The sequence below is a fragment of the Streptomyces chengmaiensis genome (assembly GCF_029846775.1).
Lineage (GTDB): Bacteria > Actinomycetota > Actinomycetes > Streptomycetales > Streptomycetaceae > Streptomyces > Streptomyces chengmaiensis.
This window is the reverse complement of the sequence record NZ_JARWBG010000019.1, coordinates 106148-126705: the sequence shown is the minus strand read 5'-3', so window position 1 is coordinate 126705 and position 20558 is coordinate 106148. Positions and strand designations below refer to the sequence as shown.

22 protein-coding genes and 3 pseudogenes are annotated in these 20558 nt (G+C 68.6%); 15 read left to right on the top strand and 10 right to left on the bottom strand.

Features of this window, described 5'->3' with window-relative positions; translation table 11 throughout:
• Positions 1-441: 441 nt before the first annotated feature.
• Together QCN29_RS18025 and QCN29_RS36875 are read right to left on the bottom strand one after the other, a co-directional pair.
• A complete protein-coding gene (locus tag QCN29_RS18025) occupies positions 442-1119 on the bottom strand; it encodes a hypothetical protein (RefSeq protein WP_279929248.1) in 678 nt (225 codons plus the stop codon).
• A complete protein-coding gene (locus QCN29_RS36875) occupies positions 1116-1436 on the bottom strand; it encodes a PadR family transcriptional regulator (RefSeq protein ID WP_318036718.1) in 321 nt (106 codons plus the stop codon). The genes QCN29_RS18025 and QCN29_RS36875 overlap by 4 nt, the downstream gene beginning before the upstream one ends.
• A 2048-nt stretch (positions 1437-3484) precedes the next feature.
• Between QCN29_RS36875 and QCN29_RS18015 the strand changes: the two genes are divergently transcribed.
• The 4 genes from QCN29_RS18015 to QCN29_RS18000 all read left to right on the top strand — a co-directional run bounded on the left by QCN29_RS18015 (position 3485) and on the right by QCN29_RS18000 (position 6568).
• Positions 3485-4504, top strand: coding sequence for a RodZ family helix-turn-helix domain-containing protein (locus QCN29_RS18015; RefSeq protein ID WP_279929246.1), 1020 nt, complete (start codon positions 3485-3487; stop codon positions 4502-4504).
• Positions 4505-4866: 362 nt separating this feature from the next.
• Positions 4867-5166 carry a transposase gene (locus tag QCN29_RS18010; protein WP_279929245.1) on the top strand — a complete coding sequence of 100 codons (300 nt, stop codon included), beginning with the start codon at positions 4867-4869 and terminating at the stop codon, positions 5164-5166.
• Positions 5163-6050 carry an IS3 family transposase gene (locus QCN29_RS18005; protein WP_279929243.1) on the top strand — a complete coding sequence of 296 codons (888 nt, stop codon included), beginning with the start codon at positions 5163-5165 and terminating at the stop codon, positions 6048-6050. The genes QCN29_RS18010 and QCN29_RS18005 overlap by 4 nt, the downstream gene beginning before the upstream one ends.
• Before the next feature lie 32 nt (positions 6051-6082).
• Positions 6083-6568 carry a Tn3 family transposase gene (locus QCN29_RS18000; protein ID WP_279929241.1) on the top strand — a complete coding sequence of 162 codons (486 nt, stop codon included), beginning with the start codon at positions 6083-6085 and terminating at the stop codon, positions 6566-6568.
• Positions 6569-6610: 42 nt separating this feature from the next.
• Here the strand turns inward: QCN29_RS18000 and QCN29_RS17995 are convergent, their stop codons facing one another.
• Positions 6611-7336, bottom strand: a complete 726-nt coding sequence (locus QCN29_RS17995; RefSeq protein WP_279929240.1) for a response regulator transcription factor — start codon at positions 7334-7336, stop codon at positions 6611-6613.
• Positions 7333-8154: a sensor histidine kinase gene (locus QCN29_RS17990; RefSeq protein ID WP_279929239.1), complete on the bottom strand. Its 822-nt coding sequence runs from the start codon at positions 8152-8154 to the stop codon at positions 7333-7335. The genes QCN29_RS17995 and QCN29_RS17990 overlap by 4 nt, the downstream gene beginning before the upstream one ends.
• Positions 8155-8340: 186 nt before the next feature.
• Between QCN29_RS17990 and QCN29_RS17985 the strand changes: the two genes are divergently transcribed.
• From QCN29_RS17985 to QCN29_RS17970, 4 genes are all read left to right on the top strand, one after another.
• The gene (locus QCN29_RS17985) at positions 8341-9021 is read left to right on the top strand and encodes an ABC transporter ATP-binding protein (protein WP_398859385.1); all 681 of its coding nucleotides are present in this window, start codon (positions 8341-8343) and stop codon (positions 9019-9021) included.
• Positions 9018-11327, top strand: coding sequence for an FtsX-like permease family protein (locus tag QCN29_RS17980; RefSeq protein ID WP_279929236.1), 2310 nt, complete (start codon positions 9018-9020; stop codon positions 11325-11327). Before QCN29_RS17985 ends, QCN29_RS17980 begins: the two co-directional genes overlap by 4 nt.
• Before the next feature lie 71 nt (positions 11328-11398).
• Positions 11399-11755, top strand: a complete 357-nt coding sequence (locus tag QCN29_RS17975; protein ID WP_279929234.1) for a site-specific integrase — start codon at positions 11399-11401, stop codon at positions 11753-11755.
• A 42-nt stretch (positions 11756-11797) separates the two neighbouring features.
• Positions 11798-11953 carry a hypothetical protein gene (locus QCN29_RS17970; protein WP_279929233.1) on the top strand — a complete coding sequence of 52 codons (156 nt, stop codon included), beginning with the start codon at positions 11798-11800 and terminating at the stop codon, positions 11951-11953.
• A gap of 52 nt (positions 11954-12005) precedes the next feature.
• Here the strand turns inward: QCN29_RS17970 and QCN29_RS17965 are convergent, their stop codons facing one another.
• The 3 genes from QCN29_RS17965 to QCN29_RS17955 all read right to left on the bottom strand — a co-directional run bounded on the left by QCN29_RS17965 (position 12006) and on the right by QCN29_RS17955 (position 14426).
• Positions 12006-12485: an HIT family protein gene (locus QCN29_RS17965; RefSeq protein WP_279929232.1), complete on the bottom strand. Its 480-nt coding sequence runs from the start codon at positions 12483-12485 to the stop codon at positions 12006-12008.
• A gap of 104 nt (positions 12486-12589) precedes the next feature.
• The gene (locus tag QCN29_RS17960) at positions 12590-13234 is read right to left on the bottom strand and encodes an IS110 family transposase (protein ID WP_279929230.1); all 645 of its coding nucleotides are present in this window, start codon (positions 13232-13234) and stop codon (positions 12590-12592) included.
• 448 nt (positions 13235-13682) lie between these two features.
• A complete protein-coding gene (locus QCN29_RS17955) occupies positions 13683-14426 on the bottom strand; it encodes a hypothetical protein (RefSeq protein ID WP_279929228.1) in 744 nt (247 codons plus the stop codon).
• Between the two features lie 425 nt (positions 14427-14851).
• Between QCN29_RS17955 and QCN29_RS36870 the strand changes: the two genes are divergently transcribed.
• From QCN29_RS36870 to QCN29_RS17940, 5 genes and pseudogenes are all read left to right on the top strand, one after another.
• On the top strand, positions 14852-15142 hold the full coding sequence (locus QCN29_RS36870; protein WP_318036716.1) for a hypothetical protein: 291 nt from the start codon (positions 14852-14854) through the stop codon (positions 15140-15142).
• Between the two features lie 18 nt (positions 15143-15160).
• Positions 15161-15259, top strand: a pseudogene (locus QCN29_RS36865) (RHS repeat-associated core domain-containing protein); the annotation flags it as partial.
• Positions 15260-15307: 48 nt separating this feature from the next.
• The gene (locus tag QCN29_RS36860) at positions 15308-15757 is read left to right on the top strand and encodes a DNA/RNA non-specific endonuclease (RefSeq protein ID WP_318036715.1); all 450 of its coding nucleotides are present in this window, start codon (positions 15308-15310) and stop codon (positions 15755-15757) included.
• Positions 15754-16434: an Lsr2 family DNA-binding protein gene (locus QCN29_RS17945; protein ID WP_279929226.1), complete on the top strand. Its 681-nt coding sequence runs from the start codon at positions 15754-15756 to the stop codon at positions 16432-16434. Before QCN29_RS36860 ends, QCN29_RS17945 begins: the two co-directional genes overlap by 4 nt.
• 354 nt (positions 16435-16788) lie before the next feature.
• Positions 16789-17019 (top strand): hypothetical protein, encoded by a 231-nt coding sequence (locus tag QCN29_RS17940; RefSeq protein WP_279929223.1) that lies wholly within the window; start codon positions 16789-16791, stop codon positions 17017-17019.
• Positions 17020-17789: 770 nt separating this feature from the next.
• On the opposite strand, the gene QCN29_RS17930 is transcribed toward QCN29_RS17940, so the two are convergent.
• The 3 genes and pseudogenes from QCN29_RS17930 to QCN29_RS17920 form a co-directional block, all read right to left on the bottom strand.
• The gene (locus QCN29_RS17930) at positions 17790-18233 is read right to left on the bottom strand and encodes a hypothetical protein (RefSeq protein ID WP_279929222.1); all 444 of its coding nucleotides are present in this window, start codon (positions 18231-18233) and stop codon (positions 17790-17792) included.
• A 61-nt stretch (positions 18234-18294) separates the two neighbouring features.
• Positions 18295-18577, bottom strand: a pseudogene (locus tag QCN29_RS17925) (helix-turn-helix domain-containing protein); the annotation flags it as partial.
• Positions 18578-18681: 104 nt separating this feature from the next.
• Positions 18682-19215, bottom strand: coding sequence for a DUF6584 family protein (locus QCN29_RS17920; protein WP_279929221.1), 534 nt, complete (start codon positions 19213-19215; stop codon positions 18682-18684).
• Between the two features lie 185 nt (positions 19216-19400).
• Between QCN29_RS17920 and QCN29_RS17915 the strand changes: the two are divergent.
• Positions 19401-20036 (top strand): annotated as a pseudogene (locus tag QCN29_RS17915) (ISL3 family transposase); the annotation flags it as partial.
• A gap of 177 nt (positions 20037-20213) precedes the next feature.
• Complete coding sequence (locus tag QCN29_RS37120; protein WP_398859380.1) at positions 20214-20516, top strand: DUF6404 family protein; 303 nt, start codon at positions 20214-20216, stop codon at positions 20514-20516.
• Positions 20517-20558: the final 42 nt, after the last annotated feature.

The following is a 20558-nucleotide window of genomic DNA, read 5'->3' as shown; positions in this document are numbered from 1 at the left end:
GCGCGCACCGAAGGTGACCCGCTCCCTGCCTTCCATGGCGCTGTTTGGTGCGGCGTACGCCACCGCCTCCCTCGGCTGCACCATCGCCCCCTTCCTCGCCATCGTTGTCTCCGCCTTCCGCAGCGGCTCCACCGGCGAAGGCCGTCGCGGAACATGGAATCACGAATTCCCACCACGCCTACCGCCCTTGCCGCGCCGCTGCCGGGGCACAGGCCGCTGCCCGGTACCGACCGCAAGCACTACAGGGACGTCGTCAGGAGAAGCGCACTTCAGCGCCCGGCAGCCCAGCCGGTACATCCAGAACCGATGCAGCACATAGACCAACGGCCCCGACAACGCCAACGCCAACTCCGCCGGCCACGGCATCACCCCCGCAGGCAACGCCACCGCAAAAGGCGACCCCACCGCCGCCGCCCCCACCAACACCTGACTCACCACGCTTCACCCCCACCCGCCGTACGCCACCACAGCCCGACGCACCCCCCACGCCCGACTCAACAAACGCAACGCATGAGCGATCTGACGCCGCAGCCGCCCACGGCCCTCCGCCAGCTCCCACAACTCGCAACTCCACTCCTCCCCGTACCTCGCACGCTCCGCCACCGGCACCACCCGCAACGCCACCCAGGTCAACCACCGCGCACACACACTCACCCAACGCACCGGCTCCCCCACAGCATCCCTAAATCCGGCATCCGCACACAAAACCGCAAGCTCCTCCGCCCGCCGACAACCAGACCCCAAAACACCCACAAGCTCCCTGACGAGGTCGGGGTCGTGGACGTGGTGGAGGCGGTCGAGGTCGAGGCTGCGGACGAGGGCACGGGCGTCGTCGAGGACGCGGTCGAGGCCGCGGACGAGGGCGCGGGCGTCGTCGAGATCGCGGACGACGTCGAGGCCGCGGACGCGGGCGAGGACGCGGTCGAGGCTGCGGACGAGGGCGCGGGCGTCGTCGAGGTCGAGATCGAGATCGAGGACGGGGGCGAAGGCGCGGACGACGCCGAGGTAGCGGGCGAGGACGCGGTCGCGGCGGAGGGCGCGGGCGACGAAGAGGCAGTGGCGGGCGAGGGCGAGCTTGAGGGCCTGGTCGAGGTCGCGGACGTAACTCTTACGGTTCACGCTCCGGCACCCCCGGCAAGCCCTGGCCGCAAAGCCCGCAGGGCAGCACTGCTGGCCGTGGCACGAGCCAGAGCATCACGCGCATGCTCCACACCATCGGGACTCAGGCGGTAATACCGACGCCGGGGCCGACCCCGCTCACTCGGATCCACATCCTCCCAACGAGACTCCAGCCACCCCGCCGCCTCCAAACGCGCCAAAATCGGATGCACCGTCCCGCTCTGAAGCTCCGCCATCGCGCACAGCTCCAGCCCGTACCGCTCCTGCGTGGGCTTCTCCAGCAACGCACGCAACACCAACTGCGTCGGCAACGTCATCCGCGGCGACGGCGGACCCTCAGACCCACCACCACGATCCTTCTTCATCCCAACCATGCTCTAACTCTACCAAGCCCCTAAGTAGAGAACAACTCACGGCTGTCCGACACCCACCCCACCACCCAGTCACACCCCGTTTCGCGCGCGGCCCCGCCGACGCGCGCGAAGACAACGGCCGGCGCCCGATCCCCCGAGGCGCTCCCCGCGTCCCGCCCGCTCCCTCCTTCTTCCAGGCCAGGGCGGTCGAGGGGTGCTCCGAGGGGGATGTCAGCGCCCCGACCACGCTTCTACAGGCGTGGTGACCTGCGCAAACGCCGGACGATCGTGGAGGCTCGCGCAACACTTGCCGCAACCTCCAGCGCAACACCCTGGCGCAACCCTTGGCGCAACAGATGCTGTCGCCGGGCGGGGCCGGGGTCGCCCGTGGGCCGGGCGCGCGGCGCGTCCGGCCCCGTTGCAGTAGGCGGCCCGAGCTGGCTCTTGGGGGCTGGCCGGGCCGCGCGCGGCTGTGACTTGCGGTGGTCGGGCCCGTGGGCGGGGCAGGCGGTCAGGTGGTGGGGCGGTGGTCGAGGCCCCGACACCCCGGCGCATCGCCCGCACACTCATGACCAGCTGCAACGCGCTCCCCGCTGTACCAACCTGCAACCAATCGACCCCCATCAACGCCAAAAACGTCAGCACCAAAACGGCATCCCCAACAGCAGCCGAGTCACCCACGACAACCCACTGAACAGCAGAGAGCTCGATACTCACCCACTGACACCACGATCCCGAACCTCACCGGCAAAAACCCGCAGATCATCACTGGCCCTCGGGTGGCTGACCGGGCCGCTGCGATGTGCCGACTTCACGGCAGTGAGCCACCTGGGGACGTACCGCCTCACGACAGCCGTGAGGCCGCGAAGCATCACCGCCGTGTCAGTGGCAAGCCCCCGACCACGGGCCGACAACCTGCAAGAACACGGTTCTCCCGCCTGACCGTGACTGACACGCTCTCACTGACACGAAGCCGGCACATCGCAAACACACACCATGCATAAAAAACGACCCGCGACAAGTGAGTACGCTCATGGCGGCCAGCCACACACGGCGTCGCATGGCAGTGGCCTGGTCGCCTGATGGCAGCCATGATCACAACCACACCAAGCAGGAGCAGGGAAACCTGCTCAACCTGGCTGATACCACCCGCTGCCACCCCACACCGTGCAAATACTGCGCTGGCCGTTGGGGCGCGGCCAGGAAGCCGCTGTCGGCTTGAGTGCCGTTTTCGTGGCGGGGCGTCGGTTTTCTGCAACGCTATGCACACACGGAGGGGCTCAGGGTCAGGGGGACGCCGGAGTGGAGTGGCAGACAGCGGCCGGGATGGGCGCAGCGGGGGGTGTGCTGTTCGAAGTGGTGATCCTCTTCGGGAAGGTCTCGGAGTGGCGGGCGGCACGGCAGGCAGCGCAGCGGGCACGCAGGCGGCGGAAGCTTCCTCCTCTGCGTGACTACGTCGATCCCTATCCGGACGCTTTGACAGGCCTGCTCCGCTGTGGGCTGGGGGCGGCTGCCGGGGCGTTGTTCCACTCGCAGATCACCACCGTCTACGCGGCGGCCGTGATCGGGGTCGCCGCGCCGTCACTCATTCAGAACCTGGGAGCCACCAAAGCCGTTCGCAACGCGATCCAAGGAGGTGCGCCAGCACCAGTGGGCAGCGTGCCGGGACCATCGGCAGGGGGAGCTTCCCCTGCGCCCTCCAACGGAGAGGTGGGTCCTGGGATCAGAAACGACACCGTCTCGGATGTTCCCGCAGGAACGCAGCAGCAGGAGGTGACCGAATGACCCGCCCCCTCCCTGCCCCTCTCGGGAGCCGTCTACGCGCTTCGCTCATCGGTACCCCCACCGGCCCCCGTTACGAGCGCCACACCAGCGGGTGGCCGCTGTGGCGGCGTCTGCTCGCATCCCTGTTCTCCGTACCGCTCCCCGCCCGGGAAGAGCACCACAAGCAGACAGAACCAAACCCTCCCTCAAACGGCACTGGCACCCACGTCAAGCCGCTGGACGACCCTTTGGCCACAGCAGCACAGGCATGGGCAGCAGCACCAGCTGTCGGCGACGTCCACCACCAGCTGCAGGGCCTGATCGCCGAACGCGACCGCTACCGCCAGGCCGTCAGCGCAGGACAGGCACCCGACCCCGCCCAGGAACAGCGCATCGAGGAACAGCTCGGGCAACTCGAACACCGCCGCGCTGACCTCACCACCCGCCGGGACGAGATCACAACCCAACTCGACGCGATGCACACCGTCGCAGACCAGCCCGCCCTGCGACCCGATGCCCCACCCCCATCGCCCTCGCCATCATCCGGCTTGGGCGTTGCCGACCCGCAACACCTCCCGCCCGCAGCGTTGCCCCCGGGCGACACCCCTGCGGAAACAGGGAGGAAGAACCGCACGGTGACCAAGGTCGTGGCCGCCTTCGCCGTCGTAGCTCTCGGCCTCGGCGGCTTCTTCATCTACCGCATCACCGAACCGGACACCACGAACACAAGCAAGGCGCCCACCGGCCAAGGCAACAGCCCGGAGGCATCGCCGTCGCAGACCGCAACCACACCATCCGGCCAGCCCACCGCGACCAACACCCCAACGACAGATCCCGCACAGGCCGGAACCCCACCAGAAACACCCACAGCACCGTCCAGCGTGACCCCGCCGGAAGAAGACGGCTACGTCGTGACCTGGAACGCCCAACACAGCGCCACCGGAGACGGCTTCACCATCGACACAGAAGGAGAACCCAGGAGCTTCATCAGCAACGATATTACGATCCAGAGCAACTCCGGCGTCGCCCCCTATATCGCCCCGGAAGAAGAAAACGTATCGATCGGGACCGTGCCCTCCGACGCCGATATCCCAGGACCGAGCGAATGCGAGAAAATCGCCACCACACAGCGGCTTTCCCGCCACACACTCGCCGCAGGAAACCACTACTGCGCCAAAGCAGGACCAACGATCGGCTACTTCGAAGTCGTCAGCGTAAAAGAGTCCGGAGAAATGAGCATCTACCTCATCCGATGGCAGCCATCATGATCTGAACAGGGTCTGGCACGGCAAGCTTGCGGTTCCGTTCCAGTCCCAGGCACGGCGGCGCCGGCCGAAGATGCCACCGCCGGTCGGCAGCTGGTCCGCCTGCTCCCGAGCCGCTGGGAGAGGCGAGCGCGCCCGGCGCTGTGCGCAGTGGTCAGCCGCGGCGGGACCACCAGCGCCGTCGCTCGCCTTGCTCCTGATGGTGGCTCGAGTCGGTGGCTGTCGTCTCGTGCGCGGCCGAGTCACGGCGGGGGCAGGTGCGAGGACGGACGGGGCTGTGGCGGGGGGAGCGGGCTGGTGAAGCTTCCCCTTGATCGTGGACACCTGGAGACTGGGACCTGAGGTTCCAGAGGAAGTAGCACCAGGTGGGAAGCAAGTACACGAAGCGGTACACCGAGGAGTTCAAGCGGGACGCGATCGCGCTCGTCGACTCCTCGGGCAAGACGGTCACCGCGGTGGCCCGGGAACTCGGCATCAGCTCGGAGTCCCTGCGCGGCTGGTACCGCAAGGCCAAGGCCGACCGGGGCGAGAGCCAGAGCGGCGAGCTGACCAGCGCCGAGCGCGAGGAACTGCGGCGGCTGCGCAAGCAGAACCGCGAACAGCAGCAGACGATCGAGATCCTGAAAAAAGCGACCGCCTTCTTCGTGAAGGAGAACGACCGGTGAGCGAGTTGCACCGGTTGATCCATGCGGAGAAGGCGAACTACCCGATCACCCTGCTGTGCCGGGTGTTGCATGTGGCCCGCTCCTCCTACTACGCCTGGTGCAAGGGCGAAGCCGCCCGTCGCAGGCGCCAAGCCGCCGACGACGCACTCGCGCACGAGATCACCGTGCTGCACCTCGCCTCCCGCCGTACCTACGGTGTCCCGCGCATCCACGCCGAGCTGCGCCGCCTCGGGCGGCGGGTGAACCGCAAGCGCATAGCCCGGGTGATGCGCGAGCGCGACATCCGCGGCGTCACCCGCCGCAAGCACCGCTCACTGACCCGGCCGGACAAGAAGGCGAAGCCGGCCCCGGGCCTGATCGGCCGCGACTTTCACGCCGATACGCCCGGAACCAAACTGGTCGGCGACATCACCTACCTGCCCACCGCCGAGGGCTGGCTCTACCTCGCCTGCTGGCTGGACCTGGCCACCCGCGAGGTGGTCGGCTATGCCATGGCTGACCACCACCGCGCCGAACTCGTCGTCGACGCCCTGGACATGGCCCACGGCCGGGGCCACCTGCAGCCCGGCTGCGTGATCCACAGTGATCGCGGAAGCGAGTACACATCGACCCAATTTCGAGACCGAACACGGGAATTGGGACTGCGGCAGAGCTGCGGGCGCACCGGATCATGCTTCGACAACGCCGCCGCTGAAAGCTTCTGGGCCCTGCTCAAGGAGGAGATCGGCACCCGGACCTGGCCCGACCGGGCCACCGCCCGCGCCGAGGTCTTCACCTTCATCGAGACCTTCTACAACCGCCGCCGCCTGCGCAAGCACAAGATCTTCGGCCACCTCACCCCAGCTGAGACCAGGCAGCGGCAACAGCACGCCCTCGCCGCATAACCATCGAGTGTCCAAGATCACGGGGGAACTTCATGCGGCGCTTCACCCGCGGCGGCCCCAAGCACCCCACTTACGCCGCCCTCGAAGAACTCGGCCGCGCGGTACGCACGATCTTCGCCTGCGACTACCTCAGCAGCCCCGGTCTGCGCCGCGAGATCCACGGCGGGCTCCAGGTCGTGGAGAACTGGAACAGCGCGAACACCGTGCTCCACTATGGCAAGGACGGCGCTCTGACAGGGCCGGACAAGGAGCACGCCGAAACGTCGCTGCTCGCGCTGCACCTGCTCCAGTCCGCGCTCGTGTACGTCAACACCCTGCAGGTGCAGCAGATCCTGGCCGAACCGGCATGGGCGAAGAAGCTGAACGATGAGGACCGGCGCGGACTGACCGCGCTGTTCTGGTCGAACATCAACCCGTACGGCACCTTCCGGCTCGACATGGACAAGCGGCTCGACCTGGGACTGCCGGTCAGCGTGCCGCATCCACGCTCCGCCGAAGCCACGGCCGCAGCCTCGTAGCCACCGCCGCCCGCGCGCTTCCCTCGGGGCACCGCGCGACGCTCAAATTCGCCCCCACGGCTTGGCGGTGTCAGCGGACTCGCCCGGTGAGACGAGTCCTGTCTCGTAGGCGAGGACGACGGCTTGGGCCCGGTCGCGCAGGGTCAGCTTGGCGAAGATCCGGGCCACGTGGGTCTTCACTGTCGCCTCACTGAGCGTCAGTTCCCGCGCAAGTTCGGAATTGGAAAGACCCCGCCCCATGAGCGTCAGCACCTCGCGTTCGCGCGGCGTCAGCGCGGCCAGGTCTCGGTGGACGGCTGGCGTTGCGAGACCCGAACCGGTTCTGGGGGCGCTGGGGGCGAAGCGCTCCACCAGGCGGCGGGTGATCGAGGGTGCGAGCAGGGCGTCACCGGTGTCGACCAGGCGTACGGCAGCGGCCAGATGCGCGGGGGTGACGTCCTTGAGCAGGAATCCGCTGGCTCCGGCGGCGAGGGCGGCGTAGACGTATTGGTCGAGGTCGAAGGTGGTCAGCATGATCACCCGGCAGCCCGGGGTCTGCGCGAGTATGCGGCGGGCGGCTTCCAGGCCGTCCATAGCGGGCATCCGGATGTCCATCAGGACGACGTCGGGCCGCAGCCTCCGCACGGCGGCCACGGCCTCGGCTCCATCGCCGGCCTCGCCCACCACGTCGATGCCGCGGGCGGTCAGGATCAGGCGGAAGCCGGTGCGGACCAACTCCTGGTCGTCGGCGATCACGACGCGAGGGGCGGATTCAGTGTGCGTCGTCATGGCCGGTCCAGCGGGATCCGGGCGCGGACGCGGTAGCCGCCGCCGAGGCGGCGGCGGGCGTCCAGGTCGCCGCCGTAGACGGCGACCCGCTCCCGCAGGCCGAGCAACCCGCGTCCCGTTCCGTCCGCCTGGCCGTGGACCGGCTCTCTCCGCGCGGGCCGGCTGCCCGACAGGACGCTCGGTCCGCTGTTCAGCACCTCAACTCGCAGGTAGTGGTCCGCGTATCGCACCGTCACCTCGGCTTTCGCCCCGTCCCCGTGCTTGAGGGCATTGGTCAGGGCCTCCTGGATGATCCGGTAGGCGGTGACATCGATCCCGGTCGGCAGCGGACGCGGCTCACCCGAGATGCGCATCTCCACGGGCAGGCCGGCAAAGACGATCCGGTCGATCAGCGGGCTGAGCCGGCCCAAGCTCGGCTGCGGTGACAGGTCCATACCGTAGGACTCGTCGTCGCCGTTCTGCGCGGGCGCGAGCAGGCCGAGCAGGTGCCGCAGCTCGGTCATCGTGTTCCGCCCGGCGGTCTCGACGGCGCTCATCGCCGCCGCGGCCTCCTCGGGCATCGTGGTCATCACCTCGCGGGCGGCCCCGGCCTGGACCACCATGAGGCTCACGTTGTGGCTGACGACGTCGTGGAGCTCGGTGGCGATCCTGGCCCGCTCGGCGTCGACCGCGGTCCGCGCCGCGCTCTCGCGCTCCCGCTCCAGCAGCCAGCCGCGCTCCGCAATGGCCGCCTGGTGCAGCCGCCGCGCCCGGACCGCCGCAACGCACAGACACCCGGCGGCGCCAACTGCCGCCGCCAGGGCTATGACCAGCCACATCGTGCCAGATCCCCACACCGGAACATCTTCGCAGCTGCACGACGCGCCCCACATCAGCCCCCGGATGCAGCTCCGTACATCCCCGGGATGACCTGCCCGGACGGATGCATCCGGAGGGTGACGCCCCGTCCGCGGACTCCGTCCTAAGTTCGAACCATGACAACTGATCACGACAGTGCCCGGCAAGTGGTGGTGCGGCTGGACGGCGTGCACAAGGAGTACGGCGATGCGAAGGCCCTGAACGGCCTGTCACTGGATATCAGGGCGGGGGACGCGGTCGCCGTGATGGGCCCCTCCGGCTGCGGCAAGTCCACCTTGCTCAACATGGTGGCCGGCCTGGACCGGCCGACCTCGGGCACCGTCGAGGTGCATGGTCATGACCTCGGGAAACTGAACGAGACCGGCTTGGCGCTGTTCCGGCGGCGGAACGTCGGCATGATCTTCCAGTTCTTCAACCTCATCGACGATCTGCCTGTCCTGGACAATGTGGCGCTGGCCGCGCAGCTAACCGGCACCCCGGCCCGGCAGGCACGCCGCCGTGCCCTGGAGCTCCTGGACGAACTCGGTGTCGCCGAGCGCCGGAACAACTATCCGGCGACGCTGAGCGGCGGCGAGCGGCAACGCGTCGCCGTCGCACGGGCGTTGATGAACCGCCCGGCCCTGCTGCTTGCCGACGAGCCGACCGGCGCCCTCGACAGCCGGTCGGGCGAGCAGGTGATGGATCTGCTGATCGACCTCAACCAGATCGGCCAGACCCTGTTGATCGTCACCCACGACCCGCAGCTGGCCACCCGCTGCGCCAGCCGGCTGATCGAAGTCGCCGACGGCCGGATCGCCCGCGAGAGCACGCTGGAGGCGACCGCGTGAGCGCCGTATGGAGAGCCTCGCGCGCGGCCGTGAAGCGCCGCCGGCTCCAGACCTTCGTCATCGGGCTCGTCGTGCTCTGCTCCACCACGACCGTCCTGCTCGCTCTGGCGCTGCTGAGCGCCGCCTCGGGCCCCTTCGACAAGGCCTACGCCGAACAGCGCGGTGCTCATACGGCGGCGACCTTCGACACCACGAAGGTCTCGCAGGAGCAGTTGGCACGGACCGCCCGGCAGCCCGGGGTGGAGGCCGCGGCCGGACCGTTCGAGCAGACAGTCGTCGACATCCCCAAGGACTGGCTCTGGATGGCGGGCGGCACCCTCACCGTGGTGGGCCGCGCCGATCCGGCGGGCCCCGTGGACCAGATCGAACTCCTTGAGGGCCACTGGGCCACCGCACCCGGCGAGATCGTCGTCAACTGGTCCGCCCAGGGCTCCCCCGGCACCGCACTCCTCAACACCAAGCTGGAGACCCCCGGCGGAGCGACGCTGACCGTCGTCGGATTCGCCACCAGCATGAGCAAGTCAGCGAGCGCCTGGGTCTCGCCCGAGCAGATGGCCGCACTGCACCCGACCTCCGCCCAGATGCTGTACCGCTTCACGGACTCCTCGACGGAGGCCCAGCTGAGCGCCTCGCTGGCACGGGCCACCACGGGACTGCCCAAGGATTCGCTGACCGGCGCACAGACCTACCTCACCCTCAAGCAGGCCTTCTCCGCGCTGGCCGACTCCTACCTCCCGTTCATGACGCTCTTCGGCATCCTCGGCGTGCTCGTCTCTACCCTGATCGTCGGCAACGTGGTCAGCGGGGCGGTCGTCTCCGGGTACCGGCACATCGGGGTGCTCAAGGCCCTGGGCTTCACCCCCAACCAGGTCGTCGCCGTCTACCTGACGATGCTTTCCGTGCCGGCGGTGGTGGGCTGCGTGCTCGGCACGCTGGCCGGCAACGCGCTGGCCGGGCCGATCCTGAAGGTCGCGTTCACCGGCATCGACGTGGGCCGGGCCTCGGTCGGCGGCATCAGCCCGTGGGTGTCCGTGCCCTGCCTCGTGGGCATGCCTGTCCTCGTCCTGCTGGCCGCGCTGGTCCCCGCCCTGCGCGCCCACCGGCTGCCCGCCGCACGGGCGATCAGCGCGGGCAACGCGCCGCGAACCGGGCGCGGGCTGCGCGTCCAGCGGATGCTCGGTGCCACCCGGCTGCCGCGCCCGGTCAGTCTGGGCCTCGGCCAGCCGTTCGCCCGCCCCAGCCGCACCCTGCTGACCCTGGCGGCCATAGTCCTCGGGGTCACCACGGTGACCCTGTCGACCGGACTGACCAGCACCATGGTGGCGTACGGCAATGTCGGGCGGGAGGACGGAGGTGCCAGGATCCACGTGACGACTGGGGGGTCGGGCAACGACCGGACCCCGCCCCGGCTCAATGACCTGCAGATCGAGAAAAGGCTGCGGTCCCTGCCGGGTGCGGAGGGGGTACGGGCCCGCGCGCTGTCCCAGGTGAACATGACCGGGCAGACCCAGCCCGTCTTCGCCGACTTCTACCGCGGCGACGATTCCTTGTACGAGCACACCATCGTCAAGGGCCGGGCGCCGGCCGCGGCGGGCGAGATCGTGGCCGGTCCGGCGTTCCTGACCCAGCGCGGGCTGAAGCTCGGTGACCGGGTCACGCTGGAGCTGAACGGCAGGAAGATCACCGCGACCGTCGTGGGTCAGCTCATCGAGGGCAACGCCCGGGCCCTGGAGGCCACCAGGGAGACCCTCGCCCAACTCGCACCGGACGCCCACGCCACCGAGTACACGGTGCGGCTCGCCCCAGGCGCCGACGCGCGCGCCTACGCCGAGGCGGTCACGGCGCTCGACCCGGGCCTGCACGCATCGGTGATGGACTCCGGCAACGCCGGCACCGCCACCGTCATCACCTTCTCGACGGTGTTCACGGTGCTGCTGACGCTCGTCGCGTCGCTCGGTGTCTTCAACACCGTTCTGCTGAACACCCGTGAGCGGCGCCGGGACCTGGGCATGCTCAAGTCGATCGGGATGACCCCCCGGCAGGTGGTGGTGATGACGGTGACCTCGGTCGCCGGGCTGGGCACGGTCGGCGGGCTGCTCGGCATCCCGCTCGGGATCGTGGCGCACCGCCTCGTCGTAAGCCATGTCAGGGTGGTCGACTTCCCCGAGTACATGAAGGACGTGTGGCACGCGCCGCAGCTGGCCGCGATGCTCCTGGCGGGTGTGGCGATCGCAGTCCTCGGCGCCCTGGTTCCGGCCCGGTCGGCGGCCCGGATGACCATTGCCTCGGTGCTGCACACCGAGTAGATCACCGTCAGCACCAGCCTCTGGATCGGAGTCAGTGCAGGAAGCGGCCCGGTCATGCGTGAGGTCTGCCAGTGGCGAGTCACCGCAGGGCCCCGGCCGGGACGCCGACGCTCGACGTGTGCCCCGAGACCAGCCGGGCCCGGCTCTCCTACCGCCGGGCCGAGGAGATCTTCGAGGAGAACACCCGACTGCTGGCCAACCCGCTCGCCTCGCCCGAGGACATCGAGGACCTGGACGGCTTCACGCTGCACCGGCTCCGCCACAGCGCCCTGACCCACGACGCCGAGAACGGCACCTCCACCCCGATGCTGCTGGCCCGCTCTCGCCACGCCTCCGTCCGCTCCCTGGAGCGGTACGCCCGCCCCGGCGCCGACGCGGTCGCCCGGCACGTCGCCGAGCGAGACCCCGCCGCCCGCCGCAAGGGTTGAGCTACCTGAACCTACCGAAGAGTTACTTGTACTTGCTCCCTGGTGTCCGAGCTAGGACTACTGGGCCGAAACTGCCCGCACTGCGACCAGCCCGTCACGATCGTCGCCCTGCTCGCCACCCAGGAAGCCGCCCGCCCCACGATCACCAACCGCGTCACCGACAGCCCCGCTCAGACGCCTCCAGTGAGCTTCGGCTGACCGTCACCGATCACCGGGCCCGCCGACCTGACGGTCGGCGGGCCCACAACACTCAGGCCGCCGAGCGCAGCCGGTCCAGTTCGCCGCTGATCGCATCCCGCAGCACGTCATGCTGCGGACCGAGCCTGAACCGCTCGTCGCTCCACCGCTCACGCGGATAGAGCCACACCGGAGCACCCACCACATCGGTCGGCTCCCACTCGAACCGCGGCCAGACATGCGCATGCAAGAACGGGTCCGTGTTCCCCAGGATCTCCAGGTTGACCCGCCGGAAAGCCGGGTCCAGCCGTCGACAGACACGCTCGACCGCTTCACCCAGCCGGTCCATGTCGGACAGGAACGACAGCCGCTTCGCCCTCGGCAGGTCCGACAGCCGCTGCACATCCGGCTCGTCCACGAGCAGGACCGAGTACCCCGGCAGGAACTGCACGTCCCCGATCACCGCGAACCCCGACGTCAGCCGTCGCAGCACAGTCGGGTTCTCACCCCTCAGTGCAGTCCCGATCCGGTCCCTCCGCCAGTCACCAGTCATGGCCAAAACTTACATTCTGGTGATCAAGGACCGCTCTTCGATCCCCATCTCCTCACACAGTTCAAGGAACAAGCAGGTGAGGCCAGGAGCGACCCCGGCCGTTTTCAAAGATCCCCATCAACGAGGCTGCCCTGGGCGAGTTCCGCCAGAGCGCGGGGGTGGCGTTCGCCGGCGACCAGGGCGTCGAGCATGGCCCGGCCCGACACGCCGAACAGGTCCGAGACGACCCCGGACAGTTTGATCTGGGCGTCCTGCAGGGCCTTGTCCACGCGGTGCTTGTGTCGGGTGCGTTCCTGGACGAACACGGTGCGGGTGCGGGTGAAGTCCCGCAACTGCCGGACCGGCTTGGGCGGGACGAACGAGGGGCGGATCATGCCGCGTTCGACGAGCTTGGCCAGCCAGACCGCGTCCAGCTTGTCGGTCTTGGGGCGGCCGGGGACGTTCTTCACGTCGCGCGCGTTGACCAGCCAGCAGTCCAGCCCCCGGGCTTCCAGCAGATAGAAGAACGGACGCCAGTACGAGCCGGTCGCCTCCATCACCACCCGCTCGACCCCTTGGCAGATGAGCCTATTGCCGAGTTCAAGGATCGCGTTGGTTGTCGAGGCGACCGTCCAGACCTGCTGAACGCGTCGGCCCTCGGCGGTGTCGTGCGGGGTACGCAGGCAGACCATTCCGGACGCCTTCGCGATGTCGATCGCCGCGACCCTGGCGACCGTTCCGTCGTCGTGGTCTTCTCTCAGCTCCTCCATGACGCGCCCCCTGCTCTGATAGTGCGGACGGGGCTGCCCGGGGAGCCAGAGGGGAACGGAAAAGCTGATCGGCGTGCTCAAAGCGACAGTGTGCGGCCCCTCGGACGGCTCCCTCACCAGACTCCTATGCGGGCTCGCAGCCCAAACATCAAGCGGCGTCGGCGGGCAGCCCCTGTACCGATTTTCACGCCCGCGAGGCGTCATCCGCAGGTGAACGGCTGACTCCTATCAGGTCATGTTCCGCCCGGCCGGCCGCGTGCGCGGTGACACCCGGCGGGCCGACAAATCCCAAACAGGACAATCGAGACGTCAGTCAGGCGAGGGGTCAGACCCACCAGCAGCGTCACCACGTCACATCCTCACTGTCAGGCGATCTGGTCCATCGGCGCACCAGGTAAGGAGACGCCGTGGGGCCGGCGCTGGCTTCTCGGCCGTAGGCACCGGTCAGTCATCGCGCGCCCGCCTCGGCGGACCCCCGGATGCCCAGGAGGAAGTAGCCCGCACCCAGGTCGACCGCCACGATCGCCGGCGTCACGAGCTGCCAGGGAATGCCGAGCCACACCGCGGGCAGCCCCACACCGAAGGCGACTGCCAGGTTGGTGAAGAACAGCCCCTTGCCGGACCTGCTCCAGGTGAAGCGGCCTGGGTTGCACGGCGCTACGAGGCGTGCCCCGCCAAGTACGAAGCCGAGCGCCGCGAGCAGGCCAAGGCCCGCGCCTCCCGCGGCGATCATCTGAGGCTCGTGGCGCGGCTCGTCGGAGGTCTTCTGCCGGACCCCGTCCTTGGTGAGTGCGACGATGTCGCCGCGCCAGATGGTGCCGACGGCCTCGTCGCCCGCCTGGAGGGCCTGCAGGAGCGGTCCGGGATCGCCGAAGTCCAGTTCGCCCTGGAACCCCTCGCTGTCCACGGTCGCCTGGTATCTGCTGCTCCTGCCCCCGCTTTCGACCACCGTGTCCACGATCAAGAGCTCGATCTCCCGTAGGCAGTCCTCCCACCACGCGTCCGGCGTCGAGTCGGCCGGGCAGTGATCGGCCGTGCGGTACTGCTCGTACCGGACGATGTGGGTGGGCAGCCAGTCACTGAACGCGAGGACACAGCCCGCCGCTGGGGCCACGGACACCACGATCAGCAGCAGCCCCAGGACCCGCGTCACCCCGGCCCGGAAGGCCGTCATCTCCCTCAGTCCGGTCATCTCGCACCCCACCTCTCAGAGGCCGGGCGACCCAGCCTGTCGGCCCATCCTCCCCTGCCGGGAACCCGCTACGTCATGCGAGGTACTGGCAGGTCAGCACGGCGCTTCCATGCCAGATGCAGGCAATCAGCGGACGCGTACTCAGCCCTGCTTGATCGACGAGAGGTCGAACGTCAGCTTGACCTTGGCGCTGACCATGACGGCGAGAACAACTCGACGGCCTCGGGCGATTCTTCCGGGCCTGCCAGTCGTGGCTGACGCCCCAGGCTTGGTATCAGTGCGAAACAGCGGAGCCGGACCAGATCAACTGAGACAGCACCCGGCATTCACCCGTCCGGGACCACATCACCTGAGATTTCCGGCGTCTCCGCGTCTCAGCTGAACTGGTCGCCGCAGGCCGGCGGCTCGTCGCGAAACCAGAACACTTGAGACGGGAGAGGGGCACCACCCTGGTCTGGGACTACGTCAGCATGCACCCCCTTGCCCAGCGGGAAGCAAAGACGGACAGCGCCCAGCAGGAGATCGACCGGCGGTTCTTCGCGATCGTCGCGGACCTGTCCGGCAGCCCCAGCGAGCTCATCGGCCCCGACGGCTACGTCGCCTGGCAGGCGCGCAGCACCGCATGGGGCGCCACCCAGTGGATCCGCGGCAGCATCGCCTGCACCCCGCTGCGCTATCCCGGTCAGTACGCCGATTTCGAGACCGGCCTGCACTAAAACGTCAACCGCTACTACGACCCGGGTCTGGGCCGGTACATCACCCCCGACCCGCTGGGGCTGGCGCCCTCGGTCAACCACTACGCCTACGTCCCCAACCCCTTCACCCTGGCCGATCCCCTCGGGCTCGCCGGCAGCGAAGCGGACCCCACCTGGGGCGGGCGTGTGACCTTCACCCAGGACGAGCACGGCCGCCCCTACGAGATGAGCGCGATCATCACTAAGGACATGCTCGACGAAGGCACATACGCGAACAACTCGCTGCGACCGCCGGGCTTCCTCGGCGGCGACTACAACCAGGCACGCGGGCACATGCTGGCCAGGATGCTCGGCGGCTCCGGCGACACCCTGGACAATCTGTTCACCATCACCCAGCGCCCGACGAACAGCCCGGAGATGCGGGACTGGGAACAGGCGCTCTACAACGCCGTCCACGACGACCACAAGATCGTCACGTACAGCGTCTATCTCGAGTACACCGACGACGCCAAAGACTCCGTGCCGAAGTACATACAGCTCGAGGCATTCGACCAGCACGGCAACACGCTGGTCGGTGAGATGCTGGACAACCCCGCCCACGAACAGCAGCAGCGACACCGCCGAGGACTTCTGTGACCGCCATCGACGATCTCACCCGACTGTGTCCGCCCCCCGCCGACGTCCCCCAAGCGGACTGGCCGGCCGTCGAGACCACGCTCGGCATGCGGCTGCCGCACGACTACAAACAGCTGGCCGACACATACGGGCCCGGGGCCTTCTGCGACTTCATCCGCATCTTCCACCCCCGCGCCGCAACCGCATGGGTCGACCTCACCGGCCCCACTCCCCCAGACCTGCGCCGCCAGCTGCAGCAGGATCAACAGCGCGGCATCCACCCCACCCCGCATGATCCGCGCGACCTCTTCGCCATCGGGGTGACCGATAACGGCAACCACCTCTTCTGGATCACCACACCGAACAGCGAGCCCGACGTCTGGCGCATCACCGTCAACGAAGCCCGCGGCCCCGGCTGGTACACCTTCGACGGCACCCTCACCCAGTTCCTCGTCTCAGTGATGGGCAACCAGACACAGGTGCCCCTGTTCCCGCGTGGCCTCCTCGACGACGGCATCACCTTCACCCCTGCCACACCGACGCCCCGGCGCGCCGAGCCCGAACCCCGCCCCGCCGGCCAGAGCATCGACGTCCAAACCGTCCGCGCATGGGCCCGCGACAACGGCTACAACCTGCCCGACCGCGGACGCATCCCCATCGAGATCATCCAGGCATGGAAAGGCGCCCACCCCTCATAACCGGCTGCGCAGCGAAGAACGTGACCGAAACACCGCGAGATCATCAGCCTCACGCTGGATCCGCCCCACGGGGGCCCGTGCACCTGGGAATGATGCTCAACGAGGCTGTGCGGTCGTCTTCCTCTGGGGAGATCCCGCGCGTACGCCCCCACCACCCGACCGCGCCCGCCGAGAGCACACGGTGATCGGAACCGAATGACGGACGCCTCCCCCATGGAGTCGATGACCGGAACATGACCGGTGTCCACGGAGACGGCAAGAACCGTGAGGTGCTGGCCGAGCCGACGTCCGCGGTCGTGGAGCCGGTAGGGAGCACGGGGGGCGGGGGCGGTGGTGCCGCGACGGGCCGAGGGGATGACGGCGTCGGTCCTGCCTGCGGACTACCAGCGGATCATGTCCGTGCTGGAGTCGGAGGCGGGCCGGGAAGGCATGCGGTGCCAGCAGCTGGCCGCGGCCCTGGGCCTTCAGGCGGACCCGGCGAAGGTCGAGGGGCTGCGATCGAAGGCGAAACACCTGGTGGAACGAGGGTGGGCACTCCAGGCACGGCCAGGGGTGTTCACACCGCTCGCGGCGCCGGCCGGCTGAAGGCACAGGGCCGGCGCCCGGCCAGGCGGCTGCTCATGAGCATGGTCATGGACCACAGCACCATGGCCTCGTGCATGGCGGGCAACGTCTCGTAGTCGCGCACCAGGCGACGCGAGCACATCAGCCAGCTCGTTGGGTCGGCCGCGCGGCGAAGTGCTCGCTGTGAGGGCGACCCAACGAGCTGGCTGATGCACGCCCGGGACCACGAACGGCTCGTCCAGCACTCCGAAACACTGATCACCTGGGCCGCCATCACCCTCATGACCAGGCGTCTCACCCGAACCGGCCGGACGAAGAAGCAAGGGCGCTGACCAGCCAAACCGTCAGCCCGTCTCCCGGCTAGGAAAGAAGCGCCGCCGCAGTCGGTCACCGACTTCACCTACGACAATCACCAGCACAGCACTCGCCGCGCACCCCGCGAGGCCCGTCGGCTGGTCGAGAACTCTTCCCAAGAGCCAAAAAGCAGTGGTAATAGCTGCCCACCACGCAACCCACAAGCTGATCACGGACCACCAGCGCCGTCTCTTCACGGCATCACAGTACGTCCCCCGTGCTCTGATCCGGGTGGCCGGGGACCAGAAGCAGATACACCCTCAGCTTGAGTGCGGACAGCGCATCGACGGTTTGGCGTCGGAGGCGGGTGCGGTCGATGGTCCGGGAGGCCGGGCGGCGGGTGCGCAGGAGGTCGTGGAGGGCGGAGTGGCCGATCTCGACGCGGGCCGTCGTCTCGGGGACGGCAGGTGGGCCAGAGCCGATGACGGTACAGCCCCCTACCGGGCCGCGGCCCGGTAGGCGAGTTGCCAGTGCCAGGTGCCGCCCCGGCAGGTCAGGACCGTGCCGCCGTCGCTCACGTACAGGATGTCCTCCTGCTCGTCCCAGGCCATGCGCAGCAACTCGTCCCGGGAGTCGCCGCGCAGTACCCGCTTCCACAGCGGGTCGGCCGGGCCCCCGGGGGTGTCCATGCTGATGGAGTGCACGCCGTGCAGGATCAGCGACACGGGCCCGAGCGGCCGGTACGGCACCGACTCGGACTCCGCGTAGGCAGCGGAGAAGGCCAGCTCGATACGCAGGGAGCCGTCCGCAGGCAGCACCGACATGCGGTAGCCCTCCGACTCGACGCCCATCTCCCCGATGCCAGGAAGCTCCCAGCCGGTGATATCCCGTCGGGGCGGGTCGGGCTCCGCGCCCAGGACCGGGGTACAGCCATCCCACATGGCGCCACCTTTCCTCTCTCAGTCGATCAGTCGATCGGGGGGTGCGGAGCGGGCCGTTGACAGGCTGGAGAGCGAGCATCGGCCCGAGGTGATCGATGATCCGGTCCGCTACCGACTTCGACACCCCGAACAGCGGTGCGAGCTGCCGCATCGTGAGGTTCGTGCGCCAGTACGCCGCGACCAGCAGTGCCCGGTCCTCCAGCGGAAGGCTCCACGGCCGGCCCCTGCGGACGGCGTCCGCACCTGCGTCGCAGCACGGTCACCAGCTTCCCGAAGACGCGCGGGCTGAGCCCCGTGAACGGGACCATCCAGGACGGCTCCGACGCCGTAGTCACAGCAGGCATCACGAGATCATTGCACTCGTAGCCAGGTGTCCCGCTCACGGCAGTTCTTGACGTCCCGCCGATTCCTTGAGCGGCGCTCCCCACTGCCCCCTCGGTGACCTGGGTCAGCCGAAGAGAGCCACGACTCCATTTACCCAGATCGCGAGGAACGCGAGCGCCCCCACCAGGCAGCCGCCGCCCGCCAGCACACCGACGACCGTCCATGGCTCGGAAGGCGCCTCTTCGTACTTCTCCTGCAGGCTGTCGTCCCGGTAGGAGGCGGGGTTGTCCCAAGCGACGGAGTGGCCCAGCTCTTCGGCGCAGGCCGTCCGCACTGCGACGAGCTGCTTCTCCGCGAACGGGGTGGCAGCCATCGCCTCAGGGCCGCGCCAGGCGAGGGCCTTCATCCGCCACCCGGGTGACCCGTACCGCGCCTCGAAGGCGGCGGTCTCGTCGGCGTTGCGGTCCTCTTCGAGGTACATCCAGCGTCCGGCCTCGGCAGCATCGCCGTAGAGCCGGTACACCTCGGCCAGACGACGACGGAGCGTCAGGTCGCACGGAAAGGACGAGACGAGACCGCGCAAACGCTGGCGCGCGACAGGAACCCGGCCGGCGGCCAGGTCTGCATCGACTCGAGCCAGGGTCTCTCTCAGGGGCATGAACACATGATCGTGTATTGCATCGATCCACGTCGACCAGGTTGTTTGCGCAGCACCTACTCACTCCCCACGGGACCCACGGAGACGGGAGTGTCTAATCAACAGCCCTGTCTCACATTCGGTGGTAACGGAGAGTCGTGAGGGTCGTTGACCTTCGTGTGAAGGATGTCGACGAGCTTGTGCAGATGGTGTTCTCGGGTCTGTTCCCGCTGGTCATCGAGGATGCGGCCGACGAGGGTAAGCGGATCGTGGTGAGGGCGAGGACTCCGCAGGAGGCCGCGATCTGTCCGGCGTGCGGGGCGTCGACGGGGCGGGTGCACGGCTACCACTGGCGGACGGTGGCCGACGTGCCCGTCGATGAACGACGGGTGGTGGTCCGTGTGCGGGTGCGGCGTCTGGTGTGTCCCACGCGCGGCTGCCACCACACCTTCCGCGAACAGGTGCCCGGAGTGCTGGACCGATACCAGCGGCGAACCGTCCGCCTGACCAGGCAAGTCAAGGCCGTGGTCAAGGAGTTAGCGGGCCGGGCCGGGACGCGTTTGCTGGCGATACTCGCGGAGCGCCTGTCGTGTCACACGGCTCTGCGCACGCTACTGCGGATCCCGCTACCCGCCGGGCGGACACCCCGCGTGATCGGCGTCGACGACTTAGCTCTGCGCCGACGGCACCGCTACGCCACCGTGGTGATCGACGCCGAGACCCATGAGCGGATCGACGTGCTGCCCGACCGCACCGCCGACACGCTGGAAGCATGGCTGCGCGAGCATCCGGGCATCGAGATCGTGTGCCGCGACGGCTCGGCGACCTATGCCGAGGCCATTGGCTTCGTTCACTTCAAGCAGCAGCGTTTGTCTGCCTGTTTGGGCAGCAATTAGCGATCTTGAGGCTCATGGATGTTCACGAGAAATGACGTCGCTGCCTGAGCTTGGTGGCCAGCAGGCTGTTGCCCGACGTGAGCTCTCGGTCGGGGAGTCGATCGGCTGCCATATCCTTCTGCCGTGGCGAACTGGCGGCGGTCTCTGGCGAATGGGTTTTGGGCTTTGGACCGGGCTCTGGGTGGGCAGCGGCGTCCGACGCGGATCCAGAAGTGGGTGGCCCGACATCCGATCGGCAGCGGCCTCTGTGTCGCCGTGCCCTTCACCCTCTTCTTCTTGCTGCTGTCGCGTGAGGATGAGCCGGACAATCCCCTGTTCGCTGTGATGTTCGGGGTGCTCATGGGGCTTGTCTTCGGTCTCACGGCTGTCTCAGAGCGGCTCAGGCAGCGTCGACTCAAGCGTCTGGGAGTATGGGACGGATCTTGAGTGGGCGGTTCGTAAGGTGATGTCCGTTTCTGGGTGAGGCTG